19 protein-coding genes are annotated in these 21,689 nt (G+C 64.5%); 12 read left to right on the top strand and 7 right to left on the bottom strand.

From position 1 onward, the window contains the following. The first annotated feature begins 60 nt into the window (after positions 1 to 60). From RJ527_10055 to ppc, 5 genes are all read left to right on the top strand, one after another. Positions 61 to 1,629 carry a PAS-domain containing protein gene (locus RJ527_10055; protein WND74390.1) on the top strand — a complete coding sequence of 523 codons (1,569 nt, stop codon included), beginning with the start codon at positions 61 to 63 and terminating at the stop codon, positions 1,627 to 1,629. A gap of 270 nt (positions 1,630 to 1,899) precedes the next feature. Beyond that, a complete protein-coding gene (locus RJ527_10050) occupies positions 1,900 to 2,931 on the top strand; it encodes an aspartate-semialdehyde dehydrogenase (protein WND74389.1) in 1,032 nt (343 codons plus the stop codon). A 4-nt stretch (positions 2,932 to 2,935) separates the two neighbouring features. Then, the gene (locus RJ527_10045) at positions 2,936 to 3,463 is read left to right on the top strand and encodes a cytochrome c (protein ID WND74388.1); all 528 of its coding nucleotides are present in this window, start codon (positions 2,936 to 2,938) and stop codon (positions 3,461 to 3,463) included. Next, positions 3,460 to 4,911, top strand: coding sequence for a multicopper oxidase family protein (locus tag RJ527_10040; GenBank protein ID WND74387.1), 1,452 nt, complete (start codon positions 3,460 to 3,462; stop codon positions 4,909 to 4,911). Before RJ527_10045 ends, RJ527_10040 begins: the two co-directional genes overlap by 4 nt. Positions 4,912 to 5,035: 124 nt before the next feature. Next, positions 5,036 to 7,813 (top strand): phosphoenolpyruvate carboxylase, encoded by a 2,778-nt coding sequence (gene ppc / locus RJ527_10035; GenBank protein ID WND74386.1) that lies wholly within the window; start codon positions 5,036 to 5,038, stop codon positions 7,811 to 7,813. A gap of 16 nt (positions 7,814 to 7,829) precedes the next feature. Here ppc and RJ527_10030 read toward each other — a convergent pair whose 3' ends face one another. The 6 genes from RJ527_10030 to pdxY form a co-directional block, all read right to left on the bottom strand. Then, complete coding sequence (locus RJ527_10030) at positions 7,830 to 8,906, bottom strand: hypothetical protein (protein ID WND74385.1); 1,077 nt, start codon at positions 8,904 to 8,906, stop codon at positions 7,830 to 7,832. A gap of 22 nt (positions 8,907 to 8,928) precedes the next feature. Continuing rightward, entirely contained in the window at positions 8,929 to 9,198 is a 270-nt protein-coding gene (locus RJ527_10025) for a MoaD/ThiS family protein (protein ID WND74384.1), read from the bottom strand. Positions 9,199 to 9,201: 3 nt separating this feature from the next. Then, positions 9,202 to 9,672 (bottom strand): SRPBCC domain-containing protein, encoded by a 471-nt coding sequence (locus tag RJ527_10020; protein ID WND74383.1) that lies wholly within the window; start codon positions 9,670 to 9,672, stop codon positions 9,202 to 9,204. Positions 9,673 to 9,701: 29 nt separating this feature from the next. Beyond that, on the bottom strand, positions 9,702 to 10,217 hold the full coding sequence (locus RJ527_10015; GenBank protein WND74382.1) for an SRPBCC domain-containing protein: 516 nt from the start codon (positions 10,215 to 10,217) through the stop codon (positions 9,702 to 9,704). Further along, complete coding sequence (locus RJ527_10010; protein ID WND74381.1) at positions 10,204 to 10,551, bottom strand: metalloregulator ArsR/SmtB family transcription factor; 348 nt, start codon at positions 10,549 to 10,551, stop codon at positions 10,204 to 10,206. The genes RJ527_10015 and RJ527_10010 overlap by 14 nt, the downstream gene beginning before the upstream one ends. An 87-nt stretch (positions 10,552 to 10,638) precedes the next feature. Further along, a complete protein-coding gene (gene pdxY, locus RJ527_10005; GenBank protein ID WND74380.1) occupies positions 10,639 to 11,496 on the bottom strand; it encodes a pyridoxal kinase in 858 nt (285 codons plus the stop codon). Positions 11,497 to 11,596: 100 nt separating this feature from the next. Between pdxY and RJ527_10000 the strand changes: the two genes are divergently transcribed. From RJ527_10000 to RJ527_09980, 5 genes are all read left to right on the top strand, one after another. Beyond that, positions 11,597 to 12,490, top strand: coding sequence for a CoA ester lyase (locus RJ527_10000; protein WND74379.1), 894 nt, complete (start codon positions 11,597 to 11,599; stop codon positions 12,488 to 12,490). A 37-nt stretch (positions 12,491 to 12,527) separates the two neighbouring features. Then, a complete protein-coding gene (locus RJ527_09995; protein WND74378.1) occupies positions 12,528 to 13,586 on the top strand; it encodes a MaoC family dehydratase in 1,059 nt (352 codons plus the stop codon). Between the two features lie 142 nt (positions 13,587 to 13,728). Continuing rightward, positions 13,729 to 15,459: a methyl-accepting chemotaxis protein gene (locus RJ527_09990; protein WND74377.1), complete on the top strand. Its 1,731-nt coding sequence runs from the start codon at positions 13,729 to 13,731 to the stop codon at positions 15,457 to 15,459. 287 nt (positions 15,460 to 15,746) lie between these two features. Beyond that, entirely contained in the window at positions 15,747 to 17,444 is a 1,698-nt protein-coding gene (locus RJ527_09985; GenBank protein WND74376.1) for a HAMP domain-containing methyl-accepting chemotaxis protein, read from the top strand. 200 nt (positions 17,445 to 17,644) lie between these two features. Continuing rightward, positions 17,645 to 18,781 carry a hypothetical protein gene (locus tag RJ527_09980; GenBank protein WND74375.1) on the top strand — a complete coding sequence of 379 codons (1,137 nt, stop codon included), beginning with the start codon at positions 17,645 to 17,647 and terminating at the stop codon, positions 18,779 to 18,781. Between the two features lie 38 nt (positions 18,782 to 18,819). On the opposite strand, the gene RJ527_09975 is transcribed toward RJ527_09980, so the two are convergent. After that, positions 18,820 to 20,046, bottom strand: coding sequence for an MFS transporter (locus tag RJ527_09975; GenBank protein ID WND74374.1), 1,227 nt, complete (start codon positions 20,044 to 20,046; stop codon positions 18,820 to 18,822). A gap of 864 nt (positions 20,047 to 20,910) precedes the next feature. On the opposite strand from RJ527_09975, the gene sdhC reads away from it, so the two are divergent. Continuing rightward, complete coding sequence (gene sdhC, locus RJ527_09970) at positions 20,911 to 21,303, top strand: succinate dehydrogenase, cytochrome b556 subunit (protein ID WND74373.1); 393 nt, start codon at positions 20,911 to 20,913, stop codon at positions 21,301 to 21,303. A gap of 4 nt (positions 21,304 to 21,307) precedes the next feature. Further along, positions 21,308 to 21,688 carry a succinate dehydrogenase, hydrophobic membrane anchor protein gene (gene sdhD / locus RJ527_09965; protein WND74372.1) on the top strand — a complete coding sequence of 127 codons (381 nt, stop codon included), beginning with the start codon at positions 21,308 to 21,310 and terminating at the stop codon, positions 21,686 to 21,688. Position 21,689: the final 1 nt, after the last annotated feature.

Below are 21,689 nucleotides of genomic sequence, written 5' to 3'. Positions count from 1 at the left end.
TATGAGAATTCGGCACCGGCGCGCCCCACCCCTGGGCGCGCCGCAGCCGAAGGGTTGAGCATGCGGGATTCAGAAGGCATGGAAGCTCCGCCGGATGGCCGTGGCGCGCTTAGCGACGCCGGACTGGACTGGCAAGCCATTGTCGACAGCATCGACACGTCGATCCGCGTCTATGACGCGGACGACAGGCTCGTCGCCTGGAACAAGGCCTTTACCGAGATTGCCGGCGATCCTCCCTTGACCTTGCGCATCGGCATGCCCCAGTCCGAAGTGCTGGAGCAATTGGCGCGGCGCGGCTACTACGGCGACGGCGACCCGAAGGACCTTGCGGCCAAGCGGCTGCGTACGATCCGCAACAACCGCGACCGCGGCGCGCCCGAGGAAATCGCCGTCCTGCCCCGCATGTTCCGAACCCGCAAGCGGTTCTGGCGGGACGACGGCATTCAGATCGCCACGTCGCGCAACATCGACCAGCAAACGGTCATCGAACAGGAACTGGCCAACAAATCCGCGATCCTGAAAACCCTGTTCGAAACCCTGGATCAGCCGGCTTGCGTGATGGACGGGGACCATCGAATCATCGCCTGGAACGACAAGTTCCTGGAATTGGCCGGCCTTGACGCGAAAGACGCCCACGAGGGCATGCACACCCTTGAAACCCTGATCAGCTCCGCCCGCCTCGGCAATCTTGGCGAGGGCGACCCGGAAGAACTGGCCCGCGCCCGCTACCGGGAAATCTGGGAGAACGGCCCCCCCGCCCCGAACGAAGTCATCCACCGGGCGGGCGGGCGGACATTCGACGTCCACCGGGGGTTGCTGCCCGACGGCGGCGTGGTCTCCATCTTCAACGACGTGACGGAGCGCGCCCGCGCCGCCGAGGAGCTGCGCGAGGCCAAGGCCCAGGCCGAGAACGCCAACGCGGTAAAATCGGACTTCCTCGCCAACATGAGCCACGAACTGCGCACGCCGCTGAACGCGATCATGGGCTTCGCCGAAATGATGGTTCACACCAAGTTCGACGACACCGCGCGCTACCGGGAATATGCCGGAGACATCCAAAGCAGTGCCGAGCTGCTGCTGAACATCATCAACGATCTTCTCGACCTGTCGCGGATCGAGGCGGGCAAGACCGAATTCCGCCTGGTCACCATGAACCTGCACGCCTGCGCCGCGACCTGCATCGACCTGATTCAGCGCACGGACGGGGCCCAGCGCCTGACCATCGAAAACCTGGTGCCAGACGATTTTCCCAATGTCCAGTTGGACGAGACCTTCCTGCGCCAGGTGCTGCTGAACCTGCTGTCCAACGCGGTCAAGGCGACGCCCGACGGCGGGCGCATCACCGTCACCGCCGAGATGTCCGGGCACGAGCGGTTCACCCTGACGGTCGCCGATACGGGCATCGGCATGCCGCCGGAGATGATCGAGACCGTGTTCAACCCCTATGACGGCACGGGCAACAGCTATGTGCGCAAGGAAAAGGGCACGGGCCTGGGCCTGTCGATCGTCAAGCGCCTGGTTGAAATGCTGCGCGGCGACGTGTCGATCATGAGCGTCCCGGGCGAAGGCACCACCGTGCGCATGGACCTGCCGACCGCCTTCACGCCCCAGGGCGGACACACGGATTAGCGGGATATTCCCGGTTTTTTCTTGCGTCGCGGACCCCTTGGGAGTATGTCAGCCGCCATGAACATGCATGACGCAACCCTGGCCCCGCTTCCCACCATTAAAGGGAAGATTAAAACCGCCACCACGAGGTGACGCGGGACCGATTGCTTGTGCGATATTTGCAAACGGCCCGCGGATACACCCCGCGGGCCGTTTGCGTTATGATACGCGCATCGTCCCGCCCGGGATGTCTGATCCAAGGGCCCCAGGGACGTAAGGAGATTTAAGATCATGGGTTACAAAGTTGCCGTCGTCGGCGCCACGGGCAACGTGGGCCGTGAAGTTCTGCAAATCATGGCCGAACGGGAATTCCCCGCCGACGAGGTCGTGGCGCTGGCCTCCGCACGGTCGGTCGGCCGCGAGATTTCCTATGGCGAGGACGAGGTCCTCAAGGTGCAGAATCTCGAAACCTACGATTTCAAGGGCACCGACATCGTGCTGTCCAGCCCGGGCGCCAAGGTTTCGGCCAAGTATTCACCGATCGCCGCCGCCGCCGGCGCCGTGGTCGTCGACAACACCAGCCACTTCCGCATGGACCCGGACGTGCCGCTGGTGGTGCCGGAAGTCAATCCGGGCGCCCTCGCCGGCTATGCCAAGCGCAACATCATCGCCAATCCCAACTGCTCGACCATCCAGATGGTCGTGGCGCTGAAGCCGCTGCACGACCTGCAGCCGATCAAGCGGGTGGTGGTGTCGACCTATCAGTCCGTGTCTGGCGCCGGCAAGGCGGGCATGGACGAACTGTTCAACCAGACGCGCGGCATCTATTCCAACGAACCGTTCCACAAGTACCAGGAAAAGTTCACCAAGCAGATTGCCTTCAACTGCATCCCCCATATCGATGTGTTCATGGACGACGGATCGACCAAGGAGGAATGGAAGATGGTGGTCGAAACCAAGAAGATCCTCGATCCCGACATCCAGGTCCACGCGACCTGCGTGCGCGTGCCCGTGTTCATCGGCCATTCGGAAGCGGTCAACGTCGAGTTCGAATATCCGGTCAGCGTGGAAGAAGCGCGCCGTGCCCTGCGCAAGGCGCCCGGCGTGTCGGTCGTCGACCACCAGGCGGATGAAGGCTACGTCACGCCGATCGAATGCGCCGGCGAGGATGCCGTCTACGTGTCGCGCCTGCGCAAGGATCCGACCGTCGAACACGGCCTGTCCATGTGGGTTGTCTCCGACAACCTGCGCAAGGGAGCGGCGTTGAACACGGTGCAGATCGCCGAGGAGCTGATCCGCTCCTACATGCGCAAGGCGGCCTGACCCGATGACGACACAGGCGACGCAGGGGACCGCCCCCCGACACAGCCGCATCGGCCAATGGGTTGGCCTGGGCGTGATCGTCCTTTGCGTCGCCATCATCGGTTATATCGCCACTCAGCGCCCGGCCGAAATCAGCCTGGCCGACGCGCAGAACCGCAAGCAGGTGGACCTGGGACAGCTGACCTATCAGCAGAACTGCATGGCCTGCCACGGGGTCAAGCTGAAGGGCAAGCCGTCGTGGGAGGTTGCCTCGCCCAAGCAGGCCGGCATCCCACTGTCCGCCGACGGCACCACCTGGCACCTGTCCGACCGCCATCTGTTCGACGCCATCGCCACCGGCCAGCGGGTCAAGGCGGGCAAGACCACGCAGATTCACGACACCCCCTATGCCAAGGCCCAGGGCGGGCGCCTCACGGACCAGGAAATCTGGGCCCTGATCGCCTATTTCAAGACCACCTGGACCGCCCGCCAGATCGAATCCCAAAAGGAAACGGGTCTGCGCGAGCGGCCCGCCGCCCCCGCAGCCAAATGACCGGCCGGCCGGTGACGCGCCGCCGGGCGCTGGCCGGCATCGGCGCCGCCGCCGGCGCGGCCCTGGTTTCCGTCACCCTGCCGCCGCTCGCCCGCGCCAAGGGCAACATCCGCGAATTCCGCCTGCGGGCGGCGCCGGCGGCGGCGCGGCTGGTCGGCCCGAACGGCCCGGAGACGGCGGTCTGGGCCTATGACGGGCGAACCCCGGGCCCCGTGATCCGCGCGATGCAGGGCGAGCGCCTGCGCGTGCATGTCGAAAACGCGCTGGAACAGCCGACCACGGTCCATTGGCACGGCATCCGCCTGGCCAACGCCATGGACGGCGTCCCCTATCTGACCCAGGACCCGATCGCGCCCGGCAAGTCCTTTACCTACGAATTCGACGCCTTCGACGCCGGGACCTATTGGTATCACCCGCATTTCAATTCGTCGGAACAGGTCGCCATGGGCCTGGCCGGGGCGCTGATCGTCGACGAGCCCGCGCCGCCCGAAGTCGACCGCGACGTGCTATGGGTGATCGACGACTGGCGCCTGACCAAGGACGCCGCCATCGCGTCGTTCGACCGGCCGTTCCACGACATGATCCACGGCGGACGGTTCGGCAATACGGTGACCGTCAACGGCCAGATCGCCGAGGACGTGGCCGTGACGCCGGGCGAGCGCATCCGCCTGCGCATCGTCAATGTCGCCAATGCGCGCATCTTCCGCCTGATCTTCACCGGCCACCGGCCCTGGCTGGCCGCCATCGACGGCCATCCCGTGCCGCCCCGGCAATTCGACGAAGGCCAGTTGATCATCGCGCCGGGCGGCCGCGCCGACCTGATCATCGACATGACGGGCAAGGCCGGCGAGCGTTTCACCGTGATCGACAATTCACCCGAGGGTATCCGCTACCGCCTGGCCGACCTGGCCTATGGCCCCGTCCCGGCAACCCCGGCCCCGGCGCGCGGAACGCCCGAGGCCTGGGCCGACAATCCGATTTCCGAACCGGACCTGGACACGGCGACGCGCCTGGAACTGGTCATGGAAGGGGGCGCGATGGGCGGACTGCAAACCGCGATCTACAAGGGCGAGACATTGACGGGCCGGGAACTGGCGCGCGGCCACGGCATGTTCTGGTCCTTCAACGGGGTCGTCCACCCGCCCATGAAGTACGGCGAGCCGAGTCATCCCATGTTCACCTTCAAGAAGGGCGAAAGCGTGATCCTGGCGATCCGCAACGACACCGCCTTCGCCCACCCCATCCACCTGCACGGCCATACCTTCCGCGTGCTGACGCGCAACGGCAAACCGGACCCGGACCGGCCCTGGCAGGACACGGTGCTGCTGACCGTGGACGGCGAGGTCGAGATCGCCTTCGTCGCCGACAACCCGGGGGACTGGATGCTCCACTGCCACATCCTGGAACATCAGAAGTCCGGGATGATGGGCCACTTCCGGGTCACTTAAGCGGCAATGGCGACGGGCATCTTGTCGCCGCTTTCCGGTTCACTCAAAACCGCTATGATCGCGCCTTGACCGGGCGGCGTCCTCTGATCGGTCTCAATCCACCAACGGCGACACGGAGATGGTCATGACGGCAGGCATCGACTTGACGGCGGAAGCCGAGGACATCGCGAAAGATCAGCCGCTGATCGAAGACATCCGGCTGCTCGGCCGGCTGCTTGGAGAAACCGTGAAGGCGCAGCAAGGCGACGGGGTGTTCGAACTGATCGAAACCATCCGCCGCATGTCCGTGCAGTTCCACCGCGAGGACGACCTGTCGGCGCGGCAGGCGCTCGAGGACATCCTCCGCGCCCTTGACCCCGCACTGGCGGTCCAGGTCATCCGCGCCTTCAGTTATTTTTCCCACCTGGCGAACATCGCCGAGGACCACCACCACGTGCGGCGCACCCGCCACCACGCCATCGCCGGATCGAAGCCCCGGCGAGGAACCATCGCCGACGCTTTGGACCGGGCCTTCGGCGCCGGCCTTTCCCCGGCGGCGGTGCAAGCCTTCTTCAACAGCGCCCAGATCAGCCCCGTGTTGACGGCACACCCGACCGAAGTACGTCGGCAAAGCATGATGCACCGCGAGATCGCCATCGCCGACCTGATCGCACGGCGCGAGCGCACCGACCTGATGCCCGATGAACACCAGGAGATCGAGGACCGTCTGGCCCGAGCCGTTCTGGTTCTGTGGCAAACCAACCTGCTTCGCCAGACGCGCCTGGACGTCATGGACGAAGTCACCAACGGCCTGACCTACTTCGACCACACTTTCTTCACCGAACTGCCGCGCCTGTTCGCGGAGGTCGAGGACCGTCTGGCCGCGGCCGGCGCCGATACGGATACGACGGCCCTGCCGTCGTTCCTGATGATCGGTAGTTGGATCGGCGGCGATCGGGACGGCAATCCCTTCGTCGATGCCGAGGTGCTGCGGGGCACCCTGCGCCGGCACAGCGAGAAGGCGCTGACCTTCTACCTGCAGGAGGTTCACAAGCTCGGGCAAGAACTTCCCTTGTCCTCGTTGATCGTGGACGTGTCGCCGGCCCTTGCGGACTTTGCCGCCGGGTCGCCGGACACCTCGCCGCACCGCAATGCGGAGCCCTACCGGCGCGCCCTTAGCCGCATTTACGCCCGCCTGGCCGCAACGCAACAGAACCTGAACGGAACCGCCCCGGCGCGCGCACCGCTGGGCGAGGCCGCACCCTACGGCAACGCCCGCGAGTTGGGCGACGACCTTCGGATTCTTCACGACTCCCTGGCGCAGAACGGTTCCCTCGCCTTGACGAAAGGCCGGCTGCGCCATCTGCGCCGGGCGGTCGACTGTTTCGGATTCCACCTTGCCCGCCTTGACCTGCGGCAGGGGTCGGACGTCCACAACGCAACCCTGGCGGAACTGCTGGACGCGGCCGAACCAGGCACCGGCTACCTGGACATGGACGAGCAGGCGCGGCGCGACCTGCTGGGCGCCGAACTGCTGAACCGGCGCCCCCTGATCGTCCCGCGCCACGCCTATTCCGAAACGACGGCGAAGGAACTGGCCGTCCTGCGGACGGCCCGCGACGGATTGGACAGGTACGGCGCAGACGCCATCCGCACCGCCATCGTGTCCAACACCCGGGAAGCCTCCGACATTCTGTGCCTGGCGGTCCTGTTGAAGGAAGCCGGGCTGATCGACGAAACGGGACAGAGCAGCCTCAACCTGGTGCCTTTGTTCGAAACCATCGACGATCTGCGCCGTTCGGTCGAAATCATGGACGCCCTGCTGTCAACGCCCACCTATCGCCGCCTGGTCGATAGCCGCGACGGGCTGCAGGAAATCATGCTGGGCTATTCCGACAGCAACAAGGACGGCGGCTACGTCACTTCGGGGTGGGAGTTGTACAAGGCCGAGACGGGCCTGGTTGATCTGTGCCGGCGCCACGGCGTCAAGCTGCGCCTGTTCCATGGCCGGGGCGGGTCCGTCGGGCGCGGCGGCGGTCCCAGCTTCGACGCTATCCTGGCGCAACCGGCCGGCGCCGTCGACGGCCAGATCCGCCTGACCGAACAGGGCGAGATCATCTCGTCCAAATACACCAACCCGGAGGTCGGCCGCCGCAATCTGGAAATTCACGTCGCGGCGACCCTTGAGGCATCGCTGCTGCATCCGTCCGACGGTCCGGTGTCCGAGGCGTTCACCGACGCCATGGACCAGTTGTCGGATCTGGCTTTCCGCGCCTACCGCGACCTGGTGTTCGAGACGCCCGGGTTCAACGAATACTTCCGCGCCGCGACCGTCATCGACGAGATTTCGACCCTGAACATCGGATCGCGACCGGCGGCGCGCAAGGCGTCCGGGAAAATCACCGACCTGCGCGCCATCCCCTGGGTGTTCAGTTGGTCGCAATGCCGGATCATGCTGCCGGGATGGTACGGGTTCGGATCGGCCGTTCAGGCCTGGCGGGACGAAGCGGGCGACGACGCCCTTGCCCTTTTGCGCCAAATGCACCGCGACTGGCCGTTTTTTTCCACATTGCTGTCGAACATGGACATGGTGCTAGCCAAGTCGAACATGGCGGTTGCCTCGCGCTATGCGGACCTGCTGTCGGACAAGACCCTGCGCGATACCATTTTTAACCGCATCCGCGAGGAACGCATCGCGACCATCACGGCGCTGTTCGAGATCACCGGTAACGACCGCCTGCTCGCTGGCAATGCGCTTCTCGCCCGGTCCATCGAAAACCGCTTTCCCTACATCGACCCGTTGAACCACCTGCAGGTCGACCTGCTGCGCGCCCATCGGGGCGGCACCGACGACCCCAAAGTACTGCGCGGCCTGCTTCTCTCCATCAACGGCATTTCGGCGGGCCTGCGCAACAGCGGGTAACCACGCGGCCCGGGGATCAGGCGAATTTCACAGCCGCGATCGGCGGTAGGCGCGCATCCAGCGCCTGCCAGCTATTGCCCGCGTCCTCCGATATCCACAGCCCGCCCGAGGTCGAGCCGAAGGCCAGGCGTTCGCCCGTTTCGTCGACGGCGAGGCCGTGGCGGTAGACCAGATCATAGGCGTTCTTGCCGGGCAGGCCCTTTGACAGAACCTGGAACGACTTGCCGCCGTCGCGGGTGCGGCTGACGACGACCTTCGCGCCCACGGGGATACGGCGCTCGTCCTTTTCCGCCGGCACGAACCAGGCGGTCTTGGGGTCGGTCGGATGGGCCGCGACGGCGAAGCCGAAGCCCGACGGCTTGGCCTTGTCGAGCAGCACCCAGTTCTCACCGAAATCTTCCGACCGGAAGATGCCGCTGTGGTGCTGGCACCAGATGACGGAACTTGCGGGGCAATGGGCCAGTTGATGGATGTCCTGGGTGATGGAATCGCCCTGCTGGTCCGGCGGCATGTATTCGTTGATCATGCCCTTGTTGATGACGGCCCAGGTCTTGCCCTCGTCATGGGTCGCCCAGACGCCGCCCGTCGACACGCCGACGACGATGTGCTTCGCGTCCTTCGGGTCGACGATGGCGGTGGAAATACCCGGCATCTCACCACCCGCGACGCCGAACCACTTCACCCGGTCGGGATGCAGCCACAGGCCCTCGTTCAGGGACCAGGTCTGGCCCAGGTCGTCGGAACGGAACAGCGCCCCCGGCATGGTGCCGGCATAGAGCCGTCCCTTCCTGCCACCCGGCGTGAAGTTCCAGATGCGGCCCAGCGTCCAGGGATGCGGATCGTCCTTCCGTCCCTTTGGCTTTTCCGGGAAGGTGGGCATGGTCATTTCCGCCCATTTGCCCTTCTTGTCCTGGCGCCACAGCTTGGGCCCGAAATGGCCGAGGTCGGGGGCGGCCAGGGTATGGCCGTCGATATGCAGGACGGCGGAAATGGGATCACCGAGAAAATGGACGCCCGCGATTTTCCAGCCGCGCCGCAGGCGGTCGAGTTCGAACAGGCCCTTGCGGGTCGAGATGTACAGCTTGTCGCTCATGCTTGCCTTCTTCCTATGACTGTCAGCCGCCGGACAGAGCCTGCAGCACGTGGATTTTCTCGTTCTCACCGACCGGGACGGCCAGATCGGTGCGGTCATGGAGCGGCCGCCCGCCGACGAACACGGCGACGTGGCGGCGCACCGCGCCCTGGTCATCCAGGATGTAGCCGCGCAGTTGCGGGTTCCGCTCGAACACCGCGGCCAGCACCTCGCCCAACGTGGCGCCGGGGGCTTCCACCGTCGGCGCCGGCAGGAAGCGTTCAAGCTGGCTGGTGAAATGGACGGTCGCCATGGCTCAGAGGGTCGCGATGATCTCGCCCAGGCGATCGAGGCTCGCACCCCAACCCTGGCCGTGCGCGGCGCAGGCGTCCTCGGTGGCGAAGGATTCGTGGCGCAGGGTCAATTCGGTCTGCCCGTCCTTTTCCTCGAACGTGACGGTGACCAGGGTCTCGCCGCCCTGAAACCCGTCCGTGTTCTCCCACGCCCAGGTGAAGACCAGGCGCGCCGGTTCCTCGATCTTGCAATAGACGCCGGTGATGCGGTGCGTGTGGCCGTTGGCGAGTTGCATGACGGCGGTGAATTCACCGCCGACCCGAAGGTCGCTGGTGAAATCGACGCTGCCCGTTTCGGCGCAGCCCCACCATCTGACGATGTGTTCCGGCTGGGTCCACAGCTTGAACAACAAGGCGCGGGGTGCCGCGAAGGTGCGGGTCAGAAACAGGGTCGTCTGCGGCTGGTCCAGGTCGGGTTGGGCGGCGGTATCCATGGGGTATTCCTCCCTTGGGTCGATATCGGTCAGTTGGCTTGGCTGTTCAGGTGATCGTCCAGGCGGGCGAAGGTGCCGGCCCAGCCGCCGACCATGGACGGCATGGTGGCGGCGAAGGTGGCCTGCTGGGCCTCCGTCGCGTTGTAGGGTTCGGACGTCAGGGAAATTTCCGTCTCATCGCCCAGATCCTCGAACGTGATGACGGTCCGCATTTGGCGGGGCCAATCACCGGGAAACGGGGACGCCGCGAACTCGCCCTGCGGATTGGAAAACCCGTTGAGAAACTCCAGGCGTTCCGGCGCGGCGATCTCACGGAACACGAACTTGCCCCATACCTCCATGCCGTTGGGAAACATCAGCTGATAGTGGAAGGTGCCGTCGACCCGGAAATCGAGATCGCACTGTCCCACCGTGCAGCCGGTGGGGCCCCACCAGCGCACCAGGTGTTCGCCCTCGGTCCACACACGCCACACAAGGTCGCGCGGCGCCCTGGCGCGGTGGCTGGTCTTGAAGACCGGGTTCGCCCCGGCGCTAGTGCTGTTCATTGCTTGTATCCTTGCTTTGAATTTCTTCCAGATAGGCCTCCAGGCGATCGAAACTCTGCTCCCAGAAGCGGCGGTATTCCTCGACCCAATCAAAGACCGGCTTCAATCCCTCGCCGTTCAGGCGGCAGGGCCGCCATTGCGCCTGGCGGCCGCGCTCGATCAGGCCGGCGCGCTCCAGCACCTTCAGATGACGGGACACCGCGGGCAGGGACATGTCGAACGGCGCGCTGAGTTCCGACACCGAGGCCTCGCCCCGCGCCAGCCGCGCCAGGATCGCCCGGCGGGTCGGGTCGGCCAGGGCCTGGAAGGTCTCGCTGAGGGCGTCCGCGGTCATGTCGTATCGGTCTTTCTTTATTTAACGCATTGGTTAAATACTAAACCGACGCTGGCCTGTCAAGAGCACCTCTGTGACCATTTCGGGTCAGCGCACGGCTTGCGGTTTGAAGGTTCGTTCCGGTTGCGTCAACAGATCGCGGCGGCGGATCACCGGCAGGTCCAGGTCGTCCTCGTCGGCGGCTTCGAGCAAGCCGTGGACCGAGGCCGTGGCCCGCGCCGCCGCGTCGCGCAACGCCATGCCGGCGAGCAGATGCCCGATGATCAGACCCGCGAACACGTCACCCGCCCCTTTCGCCCGACGGGTCAGTTTCGGCGCCTCGATCAGCCATTCGCCTTCGTCGTCGACGGCCAAGGTGCCGATCAGCAGGCCGCCCAGGTCCGGGTCCGGATGGTCGGGCACGGACGTCACGACGACCGCCCCCGTACCGCGCGCCCGCAGCGCATGGGCGGCGGCCACCGCCGTGCCGACATCGACCACCCGGTCGCCGGTCAGCTGTTCCAGCTCGAACGCGTTGGGCAGGGCCAGGTCGGCGCGCGGCAGGGCCTCGCCCCGGAAGAACGGCAGCAGGGCGTCGTCCACGTAAATGCCTTCGTCCCGGTCGCCGAGGATCGGATCGCAGACATAGATCGCGCCGGCCCGCGCCGCCTTGACCCGGTCGACGACGCCGAGCGCCGCCCGGGCCGTATCGATCCCGGCCATGTAGCCCGTCATCACCGCACGAAAGGCGGGGGCACCGGACAGCCCCAGGACCGCGTCGGCCAATGCCCGAACCTCTTCGGCGGGCACCCGTCGGCCGGTCACCGTACGGTGGCCCGGGTGGTTGGACAGCACCACCGTGTCCACCGGGACGACGTCGCGGCCAAGGGCCTGCAGCGCCGGGACGACGGCGCTGTTGCCCACGTAGCCGCGGGAAACCCGCGAATGGAAGGACAAGACGGACATGCGCCGAAGCTTGCCACCAGCGCCGTCCAGTTGCTAGTGTGCGGCGCAATATAATCACCGAATTTCCAACCCAATTCATTGCCCCAAGGAGAGCTTTCAGATGGCCCTCACCATTCGGCCCCGTCGTTCCGTTCTGTACATGCCCGGCTCCAACGCCCGCGCCCTGGAAAAGGGCCGCACGCTGGCCGCCGACGGCCTGATCCTGGACATGGAGGACGCCGTCGCCCCCGACGCCAAGCAGACCGCCCGCGACCAGATCACGGCGGCCATCAAGGAAGGCGGCTACGGGGCGCGCGAGCTGATCGTGCGGACCAACGGGCTCGACGGCCCGTGGGGCGAGGACGACCTGAAGGCCGCCGCCAAGATGGGCGCCCATGCGGTGCTGCTGCCCAAGGTCGAAAGCAAGGCCATGGTCGATCAGGCGATCGCCATCCTGGACGCCGCCGGCGCGCCCGCCGACCTGCCGATCTGGGCCATGATGGAAACGCCGCTCGGCATGCTGCACGCCGAGGAGATCGCCTTTTCCAGTCCGCGCCTGCAATGCCTGGTGATGGGCACGTCGGACCTGGCCAAGGATCTGCGCGCCCAGCACACGCCGGACCGCATTCCCTTCATCACCTCTCTGGGCCTGTGCCTGCTGGCCGCCCGCGCGGCCAAGATCGCGATTCTGGACGGCGTGCATCTGGACCTGGCCGACGACGCGGGCTTCATGGCGTCCTGCCGCCAGGGCCGCGAACTGGGCATGGACGGCAAGACCCTGATCCACCCCAAGACCATCGCCATGGCCAACGAGGCGTTCTCGCCCTCGGAAGACGAAATCGCCTGGTCCAAGCGGATCATCGAGGCCCATGCCGAGGCCGAAAAGGAAGGCAAGGGCGTGGTGCTGGTCGACGGCAAGCTGATCGAAAACCTGCACGTCGAGGGCGCCAAGCAGATGGTCGCCATGGCCGACGCCATCGCTAAGATGGAACAGGCCGCCCAGGCCGCCGAATAACCTTCCTCCAACCCATTCGACCGGAACACCACAGGCCATGAGCGACAAGACAAACCGGGGCAATTTCTTCGAGGATTTCGTCCCCGGTCAGGTCCTCCGCCACGCCACGCCGCGCACGGTGACCGAGGGCGAAATCGCGCTTTACACGGCCCTTTACGGCAACCGCTTCGCGCTGCAATCGTCGGACATGTTCGCCATGGCGCTGGGCTATGACGGCATGCCCGTGGACGACATGCTGGTGTTCCATATCGTGTTCGGCAAGACCGTGCCGGACATCTCGCTCAACGCCGTGGCCAACCTGGGCTATGCGGACGGGCGGTTCGGAGTGCCGGTCTATCCGGGCGACACGCTGAGCGCCCAGTCCGAAGTCATCGGCGTGAAGGAAAATTCCAACGGCAAGACCGGCGTCGTCTGGGTCCGCACCACGGGCACCAATCAACGCCGCGAGGAAGTACTGTCCTATGTGCGCTGGGTGATGGTCCGTAAGGGCGACGAAGCCGCGCCGGCACCAGTTACCCAAGCGCCAGACCTGCCCGGCGCCGTCGCCGCCGAGGATTTGGCCGTGCCGGACAGCCTCAGCCTTGCCGCCTATGACGAGATTGCCGCCGGCAGCGCCCATTTCTGGGACGACTATGCCGTGGGCGAGAAGATCGACCATGTCGACGGCATGACCCTGGAAGAAGCGGAACACATGCTGGCGACGCGCCTTTACCAGAACACGGCGAAGGTGCATTTCGACCTGCACGCGCAAAAAGACGGCCGGTTCGGCAAGCGTCTGATCTACGGCGGGCATATCATTTCCCTGGCCCGGGGCCTGTCCTTCAACGGCCTGGCCAACGCCTTCCACATCGCCGCCATCAACGGCGGACGGCATGTCGCTCCCTCGTTCGCGGGCGACACGGTTTATGCCTGGTCGGAAGTCCTGGACAAGGCCGCCCTGCCGGGCCGCGACGACCTGGGCGCGCTGCGCCTGCGCGTGGTCGCGGCCAAGGACCATCCTTGTGCCGATTTTCCGCTGAAGGTTGCGGACGGCAAGGATCATCCCGCCGTGGTGCTCGATTTCGACATCTGGGCCTTGATGCCACGCCGCGGGTGATCCACCCGGCACCAAGCCCCGTATAACCCACACAAAACGTCACATAGCCGTGGCCTCCATCGGGCTTCTGGTACATTTCTTGCGTCATCCCCGCCAACCTCCGCCCCTTTTCTCAATTTGCGAAAACCCCAAGGAACCCTTCATGTCTCTCACCATTCGTCAAAAGCTGGCCGCCTGTCTGTTCGGCATCCTCGCCGTGTTTATCGCCGCCGGCGGATATGAGGTCCGCGAACTTTCCAAGGAGCTGATAATCCTTGAGCAGGCCAAACACGACGTGGCGCGCAACCTGGACAAGGTGGTGCCGCTGAACCTGCTGGTGAAGGACATCCGATTCCATGCCGTCCAGGTACAGCAATGGTTGACCGACATTTCCGCGACCCGGGGCCTTGACGGACTGAACGACGGCTTCGACTTGGCCAAGGAACACCGTGCCGCGTTCGAAAAGGCCGCAGCAGCAGCCAAGGTTATCGCGCGGGACCTTGAACTGACCGACATCCACAAGGCCATCGAAGCGGCGGAAGCCGCCATGCCCGCCTATTTCACGCAGGGTGAAACCATGGCCAAGGCCTATATCGCCGGAGCTGCGGAGAGCGGCAACAAGCTGATGGGCGATTTCGACAAGGCCGCCGGCGCCATGACCGGGGCTGTCGATCAAATCAACACGCAGATTGAGAAATTAGCCAAAGACACGTCCGTCAACGTCAATCGGAAGATGACCCAGATCACCGAAGACACAAAGGGCATCGTCAACGCCTTCTTCGTCGCGGCCGGCCTGGCCCTCGCGGTTGCGATCATTCTGGCGTTCTACCTGTTCAGGGTCATCCGCGAGCCGATCGACAAGCTTCTGAACGATCTCGACATCGTCGCCGACCGCGGCAGCGAGGACAACCTGTCCCTGTCCCCCTCGCGCAAGGACGAGTTCGGCCCGGTCGGGCGCGCGCTGGGTGAACTGCGGGCCGGCCTGGACGAGGCCGCCAAACTGGAAGCGCGGCAGAAGGAGATGGAAGCCGCCAACCTGCGCGAGCGCAAGGAAACCATGAACCGGCTGGCCGCCCAGTTTGAATCCAGTGTCGGCGGCGTGGTCTCGCACGTCGGTGACGCCGCCGACAATCTCAGCGCATCGTCCGAAACCATGGCCGCCGCCGCCGATCAGGCGGGCAGTCAGGCATCGACCGTCGCCGCCGCCTCGGAGCAGGCCGCCGCCAACGTCCAGACGGTCGCCTCGGCGGCCGAGGAACTATCGTCGTCGATCCAGGAAATTTCCCGCCAGGTCTCCGATTCGACGCGCATCGCATCGGACGCCGTGAGCGAGATCGAGCAGACCACGGTTCGGGTGCAAAGCCTGACCGACGCCGCCAACCGGATTGGCGAGGTCGTCAATCTGATCACGGATATCGCGGAGCAGACCAACCTTTTGGCCCTCAACGCCACCATCGAGGCGGCGCGCGCCGGTGATGCCGGCAAGGGCTTCGCCGTGGTCGCCTCCGAGGTCAAGAATTTGGCCAACCAGACGGCCAAGGCGACAGAGGAAATCGGCCAGCAGATCGCCGGCATTCAGAACGCCACCCGCGAATCCGCCACCGCCATCTCCGGCATCAGCACGACCATCGGCCGGATGAACGAAATCACGGCCTCGGTCGCCGCCGCCGTCGAACAGCAAGGCGCCGCAACAGCCGAGATCGCCCGCAACGTCGAGCAGGCTTCGGCCGGCACCCGTGACGTTTCGTCGAATATTCAGGGCGTGACGGTCGCCGTTTCCGAAACCGCGAACGTCTCCCGGCAGATTCAGAACGCCGCCGCCGACCTGTCCACGCAGTCCGCCCAGTTGAAGACCTCGGTCACCGCTTTCCTGGCGGAAGTCCGGGGCGGGTAAGCATCCGTTCCGGCGCAGCGTATTAAACACTCCCGCGGCGTCTATCCGCGGGAGTGTTTTCATTTTCGGCGCCCGCGGAAAACATGGCGTGTCTTCCCGCGCGCCAGAGGCGATTCCCGGCAGCCCCCTGCAAAATCACCCCGCCCCTATGACCTTCGGCATAATTTCCATCCGCACACACCTGTGTGATGATGAATATAAGCTTATTGCGCTTGGGGATTCAGCAATCGGCCAAATTCGTTTTTCATCATAACGACTTTGACTGGAGATGAAGACGCCTGCCGTCTTTGGGGGATACGAACATGAATTGGACTATTCGGAATAAAATCATCCTGATCGGGATTGTCTCGGCCTTGGCACTGACCAGCGTGCAGGGCATCGCCTTCCTGGTCGGCGCACGCATCGACGCCTCCGTTGCGACCAGTGCCCAAACCAACGAGAAACTGACCCTGGCGGAAAACATGAAGCGCGCCAATCTGGAACTGATTCTGGCCGCCATGGATTCGATCATCGACAAGGAAGAGGGGCAAATCCAACCCGAGCGCAAGGAAGTGATCGCCGCCAGCATTAAGAGCCTGAAGGAAGACGGCGCCAAGCTTATCGAACTGGAAGAGACCCCTTCGGGGAAAGAGGCGATGTCGCAGATCGTCGCCAAGATCGCTCCACTGGCACAAGGCATCCAGGTCGACCTCAGCAAACTGATCGAATCCAAGGCCTCGATCGAGGAATTCGCCAAGATTGACGACGTCATCGACACCTACGGCGAAAGCATGTCGGCGGCCTTGGGCACCTACAGCGGGACCGTGAAGGCCGAGTTCGATAAGTCGATCCACGACGTTCAGGCTGCTCTTGAAACATCGACGAAAGGCGGGACCGCCGCCTATCTCATCGCCCTGGCCGTTCTGTCAGCGATTTTGTTTTTCGTCGGCAAAGGCATCATCAGCGCCGTTGGCGGAATGACCCGGGCAATGCTCGAACTCGCCGGCGGCAACGAGGCCGTCGATATCCCCGGTGTTGGCGGCAAAGACGAAATCGGCGAAATGGCCGACGCCGTTCAGACATTCAAGGAAAACGCCATTGAGGTTAAACGCCTCAATGAGGCAAATAAGGAACAAGAACTCCGGGCCGCAGAGGAGCGCCGGGCCGCCATGCAAAAGCTGGCCAACGATTTCGAAGCCAGGGTTGGCGGCATCGTCGAGCATGTGAGCAACGCCGCCGAGAACCTGAATACGTCATCGACGACGATGTCGGCCGCGGCCGATCAGGCAAGCAGCCAATCGGCGACGGTCGCCGCCGCGTCCGAAGAAGCCGCCGCCAACGTCCAGACCGTCGCCTCGGCGGCCGATGAGTTGTCTTCGTCGATCCAGGAGATTTCGCGCCAGGTCGCCGATTCGACCCGCATCGCAAGCGATGCCGTCAACGAAGTCGAAACGACGACGGAAATGGTTCAGGGCCTGACACAAGCCGCGGCCCGAATCGGTGAAGTGATCAACCTGATTACCGATATCGCCGAGCAGACCAACCTTCTGGCGCTCAACGCCACCATCGAGGCGGCGCGGGCCGGTGACGCCGGCAAGGGCTTCGCCGTGGTCGCAAGCGAGGTCAAGAATCTGGCCAACCAAACGGCGAAGGCAACCGATGAAATCAGCCAGCAAATCGCCGGCATTCAATCCGCGACGCAGAATTCGGCAACGGCGATATCCGGCATCAGTGCGACCATCGGGCGAATGAACGAGATCACGTCGTCCGTGGCCGCCGCCGTCGAACAGCAGGGCGCCGCAACCACGGAAATCGCCCGCAACGTCGACCAGGCCTCGGCGGGAACGCGAGACGTATCTTCAAACATCCAGGGCGTCACAACAGCTGTTTCGGAAACGGCAACGGTATCCCGGCAAATTCAGGAAGCGGCCAACGATCTGTCCTCGCAGTCCGCCCAGTTGAAGACCTCGGTCACCGCTTTCCTGGCGGAAGTCCGGGCCGGGTGATCCTGCGCGTCCGGCATCGGGCGCGGGCTTCCGATTTGGCCTCATGAAACCTGGATTGCAAACAATTATGTTATAACATAACATCATTATTCCGTGGCGCTATGGCAATTATGATTAGTCACGCGGGCATGTTCCATGTTAAGAACCATTCGCAATTGGGGCATTGCATCACTACGGACCGAATACCAAAAGGGGTTACCATGACTAATACGAAAAAACGTTTCACAACCGTTCTACTTGCCTCGACGGCGCTGATCGCCGGCCTGGGCCTTGCCGCCGGAACGGCTTCCGCGGGTTCTTCCATCAAGAACAACAGCCCTGTGGAACTGACGATCGGCGGACAGTTGAACCGCGCGTTCCTTTACGTCAATGACGGCGAGGAAGGCATGTATCGCCATGTCGACAACGAAAACGATTCGACGCGGATGTTCCTCAACGCCGATGGCAAGATCAACGAAGATTGGTCCGTGGGCACGCAGTTCATCATGTTGATGCGCTCCAACCCGTCGAACGAGATGAGCGCCACCGCGGAATCCGCGGGCGCCGGCAGCTTCGAGGAAGAAGCCGCCGAGGTTTATTTCACCCATAAACGGCTCGGCACCTTGTGGCTGGGCCAGGGCGACACGGCCACCAACGGCATTTCCGAAACCGACCTGTCCGGGACCGGCGTCGCGGGCTATTCGTCGGTCGGCGACGTGGCCGGCGGCTTCGCCTTCGTCACTTCGGCCACGGGGGCCCGTTCGACGGCGACGATCGGCGGCTCGGCGGATAACCTCGACGGCCTCAATGTGGCCGACCGTATCCGCTACGATTCGCCCGAGATCAACGGCTTTCATCTGTCGACGAGCCTGCTGAGCGGCGGCGCCGTCGACGCGGCGCTGTACTACGCCGGCAATATTTCCGGCGTCGCCGTCGAAGCGGCCGCGGGCTGGTACAACACCTCGTCCAACCCCAACAGCGAAGACACCTTCGAAAACGGCTTTTCCGGCTCGGTTTCGGCGATGCTGGCGAGCGGCTTCAACCTGACGCTGGCGGCGGGCACCAAGTCGTCGGCCACGCAGGGCCGCGACGATCCGAAGTTCTATTACGCCAAGGTCGGCTATCAGGCGAACCTCAACAGCTTCGGCCCCTCCGCCTTCGCCGTCGACTTCGGCCGCTTCGAGGATTCGGCGCAGAACGGCGATACCCTCGACACCTTCGGCGCCCAGGCGGTGCAGGAGATCGAGGGCACGGGCTCCAGCGTCTACGTCGCCTACCGCTATCACACGCTTGACCGCAGCGGCACCGACTTCGATGCCATCCATTCGATCATGACCGGGGCCTACGTGGCCTTCTAACGCCGAGACTTCCGTTCAAGGATACCCAACGGGCCCCGTCAATCGGGGCCCGTTTCCTTTTCCGGACCACGGTCCTGCGCCTTGCGGCAGCGGGCGGCGGCCATCAGCGCGGCGGCGCCCATGATCCCCGCGAACAGGGTCATCGCCAACACCCCGTCATATCCCGTGGCCAGCCAGACCAGCCCGGCGAGGCCCGGTGCCAGGGCGGAAAACCCGATATAGGGCATGGCCAGGATCCCGGCGATCACACCGTAGCGCCGGCGGCCCAGCAGCTCGGCGACGATGACCGGACGGGTGATGCTCATGACCCCGTTGCCGGCCCCCTGGAACAGCACGAACACGACCAGCAGGCCGGGCACCGCATGGGCCCCCAGCAAGGCCGCCGAGGCCGTCGCCATGGCCAGCAGGCTGACCGCCGCGATCGGCGGTGTCGAGGTGACGTGGCGCTGCACGGCAAGCACGCAGAGCCGCCCCGCGACCTGCATGGGGCCGATCATCGCCGCCGCCAGGACCGCCGCCTCCGGCCCGACTCCGCGTTCCGCCAGCAGAGGCAGCATGTGGGAAATGATGGCGAAATGGTTGAACGCCATCATGGCATAGGCAACGGCAAGCAGCCAAAACACGCCGTTTCGCGCCAGGTTGAGCGGCTCGCCCGTATGCTGGGCCGCCTTCTCGGCCGGCGCCGGGGTCTCCCTGCCGTGGTGGGCCAGGCCGTAGAACAGCAAAGGCACGCAGACGAAGGCCGCCAGTGCGGCGAACACCAACACCACGTTGCGCCAACCGATGATAGCGTCCAGGGTATGAACCGTCGGAAAGGCCACGGTGCCGGCGAAACCCGCGACCAGGGTGACGACGGTGATCGCCTGGCGCGAACGGTCGCCCATGATCCGGGTCAGGATCGCGAAACAGGGTTCGTACAGACAGCCGGCCATGACGACGCCAAGCGTCGCCCAGACGGCGTAGAACTGCCACAGTTCGGTCACCCGCGACAGGGCCACCAGGATCACCGCGCCCAGGAAAGCCGAGCCGATGAACAGGGTGCGGCCGAATCCGTGATCGATCAGCCGCCCGGCGACGGGCGCCAGGAAGGCCGAGACCAGAAGCGCCGCGGTCAGGGCGCCCGCGATTTCCAGCTTGGTCCAAGGGAACGCCTGTTCCCAAATGCCCAGCAAGGCCGGAAACAGATAATAAAATCCGGCCCACAACAGGGTTTCGGCCACGGCGAGCGGCCAGACAACGCGGCGGAACGTACTACCTGACGCCACGGGGATGCTCCTTGGGTGGGCAGCGGCGGAAACGCGGACGGACGCCCGCCGTATTTGTTTAGACCCATTTCCGCATGGACGCAAAACAAGGGCGGCGGCGATGCAAGGAGAAGGGCTTATTCCATGAAGGGCTTATTCCATAAGAAGAGGCGTCAGGGATGCAGGTCCTGGGACACCTGCATCTCGTGCCGACAAGCGGCACACCTGACACCTCTCTTGGAGCCGGCCAGGCTCCACGCTTATGAAAAACGCCTATCCGCCTTTGAAACCCTTCCTCCCGCGGCCGCACCCTGGGCAGAGATCGAACCCCGGGACGATGGGTCTTTGGACTTGCGACCGGCGCGCGTTCGAAAACGTGCCCCGGGCCTGGGCCCTACGGCGGGATGCCGGACTGCGGCTGATACCGGCTCTCCCTCCCTCCGGATCGGCGAAGCGAAGCCTCGTCTTTCTTTCGGGTGGCCCGACCGGACGGCCGGGACCATGGCGACGCCTTTCAAAGCGCGCAACATCATGGTCTTGGCATATGTGTGGCGGCAACGCGGAAACCTGGGGATTAGCGGCGAAAGTTGTGCATAACTCCCGCACCTTCCCACATTTTATCCACAGGCTTTCCCCAGGCGGTCAGGGACATTCCGCCTAACCCGTTGAAAGGTTATGAAACCACCATATCGCCGCCCCAAAAACCGCGTCGGCATGATCTGCGGCCGGGCCGATGAAAGTCCTTGGCATTTATTCTGGGATACAAAAGACCATATACCATAAGTATCTGAAATCGTGACATATCCAATCGCCATCAGACGTTTGCGCAATTGCGAAATAGGCGTTAGGTTTGCCGCGGATTCATCAACAGGCGAGGTTCCCCCCATGGCGCGTCGTGAACGGCCCCTGTCGCCCCATCTGCAGGTCTACCGGCCGCAAATCACTTCCGTACTGTCGATCACGCATCGCATGACCGGCATCGCCCTCGCAGGGGGCATCCTGATCCTGACCTATTGGCTGACGGCCGCGACCTACGGCGCCGACGCCTTCGCCACCGCCCAGGCGGTGATCGGGTCCTGGGTCGGTCAGGTGGTTCTATGGGGCCTTCTGTTCTCTCTCTATTATCATCTGGGCAACGGCATCCGCCATCTGATGTGGGACGCCGGGTCGGGCTTCGACCTGCCGTCGGTCCGGCGCACGGGCGTTCTGGTCGTGCTGTTCGCCGTCGTCATGACGGCGGCGACGCTCGGTTGCGCCTACTTCGTGATCGGAGGCTAAGCCCATGGAAATGCGATCCCCCCTCAGCCGCGTGCGCGGGCTGGGTGCCGCCCACGAAGGCGTCGCCCATTGGTGGGCCCAGCGCCTGACCGGCGTCGCCCTGGTGCCGCTGACCCTGTGGTTCGTCTGGGCCGTGTCCGGGCTTCTCGGCGCCGATCTTGCGGCCGTGAAGGCCTGGATGGGCACGGGACAGAACGCGGTTCTGCTGATCCTGCTGATCATCGCCGGCATGCATCACGCGCAACTCGGCCTGCAGGTCGTGATCGAGGATTACGTCCATTCCGAAAGCGCAAAAACCGTTTCACTGATCCTTATTAAGCTCGGCGCCGTATTACTGGGTGTGCTCAACATCTTCGCCGTTCTCAAGCTGACCTTCGGGAGCTGAT

It is taken from the genome of Thalassospiraceae bacterium LMO-SO8 (assembly GCA_031655335.1).
Classification (GTDB): Bacteria; Pseudomonadota; Alphaproteobacteria; order Rhodospirillales; family Casp-alpha2; genus UBA1479.
This window is presented reverse-complemented; position numbering and strand designations above follow the sequence as displayed.

Coding starts and splice junctions, on each gene's coding strand:
- RJ527_09995 (WND74378.1), top strand. CDS start 12,528: ATGAGCGACAAGACAAACCGGGGCAATTTCTTCGAGGATTTCGTCCCC.
- RJ527_10015 (WND74382.1), bottom strand. CDS start 10,217: ATGAACAGCACTAGCGCCGGGGCGAACCCGGTCTTCAAGACCAGCCAC.
- RJ527_10010 (WND74381.1), bottom strand. CDS start 10,551: ATGACCGCGGACGCCCTCAGCGAGACCTTCCAGGCCCTGGCCGACCCG.
- RJ527_10025 (WND74384.1), bottom strand. CDS start 9,198: ATGGCGACCGTCCATTTCACCAGCCAGCTTGAACGCTTCCTGCCGGCG.
- pdxY (WND74380.1), bottom strand. CDS start 11,496: ATGTCCGTCTTGTCCTTCCATTCGCGGGTTTCCCGCGGCTACGTGGGC.
- sdhC (WND74373.1), top strand. CDS start 20,911: ATGGCGCGTCGTGAACGGCCCCTGTCGCCCCATCTGCAGGTCTACCGG.
- RJ527_09990 (WND74377.1), top strand. CDS start 13,729: ATGTCTCTCACCATTCGTCAAAAGCTGGCCGCCTGTCTGTTCGGCATC.
- RJ527_10030 (WND74385.1), bottom strand. CDS start 8,906: ATGAGCGACAAGCTGTACATCTCGACCCGCAAGGGCCTGTTCGAACTC.
- RJ527_10000 (WND74379.1), top strand. CDS start 11,597: ATGGCCCTCACCATTCGGCCCCGTCGTTCCGTTCTGTACATGCCCGGC.
- RJ527_10055 (WND74390.1), top strand. CDS start 61: ATGCGGGATTCAGAAGGCATGGAAGCTCCGCCGGATGGCCGTGGCGCG.
- ppc (WND74386.1), top strand. CDS start 5,036: ATGACGGCAGGCATCGACTTGACGGCGGAAGCCGAGGACATCGCGAAA.
- RJ527_10045 (WND74388.1), top strand. CDS start 2,936: ATGACGACACAGGCGACGCAGGGGACCGCCCCCCGACACAGCCGCATC.
- RJ527_10020 (WND74383.1), bottom strand. CDS start 9,672: ATGGATACCGCCGCCCAACCCGACCTGGACCAGCCGCAGACGACCCTG.
- RJ527_10040 (WND74387.1), top strand. CDS start 3,460: ATGACCGGCCGGCCGGTGACGCGCCGCCGGGCGCTGGCCGGCATCGGC.
- sdhD (WND74372.1), top strand. CDS start 21,308: ATGGAAATGCGATCCCCCCTCAGCCGCGTGCGCGGGCTGGGTGCCGCC.
- RJ527_10050 (WND74389.1), top strand. CDS start 1,900: ATGGGTTACAAAGTTGCCGTCGTCGGCGCCACGGGCAACGTGGGCCGT.
- RJ527_09980 (WND74375.1), top strand. CDS start 17,645: ATGACTAATACGAAAAAACGTTTCACAACCGTTCTACTTGCCTCGACG.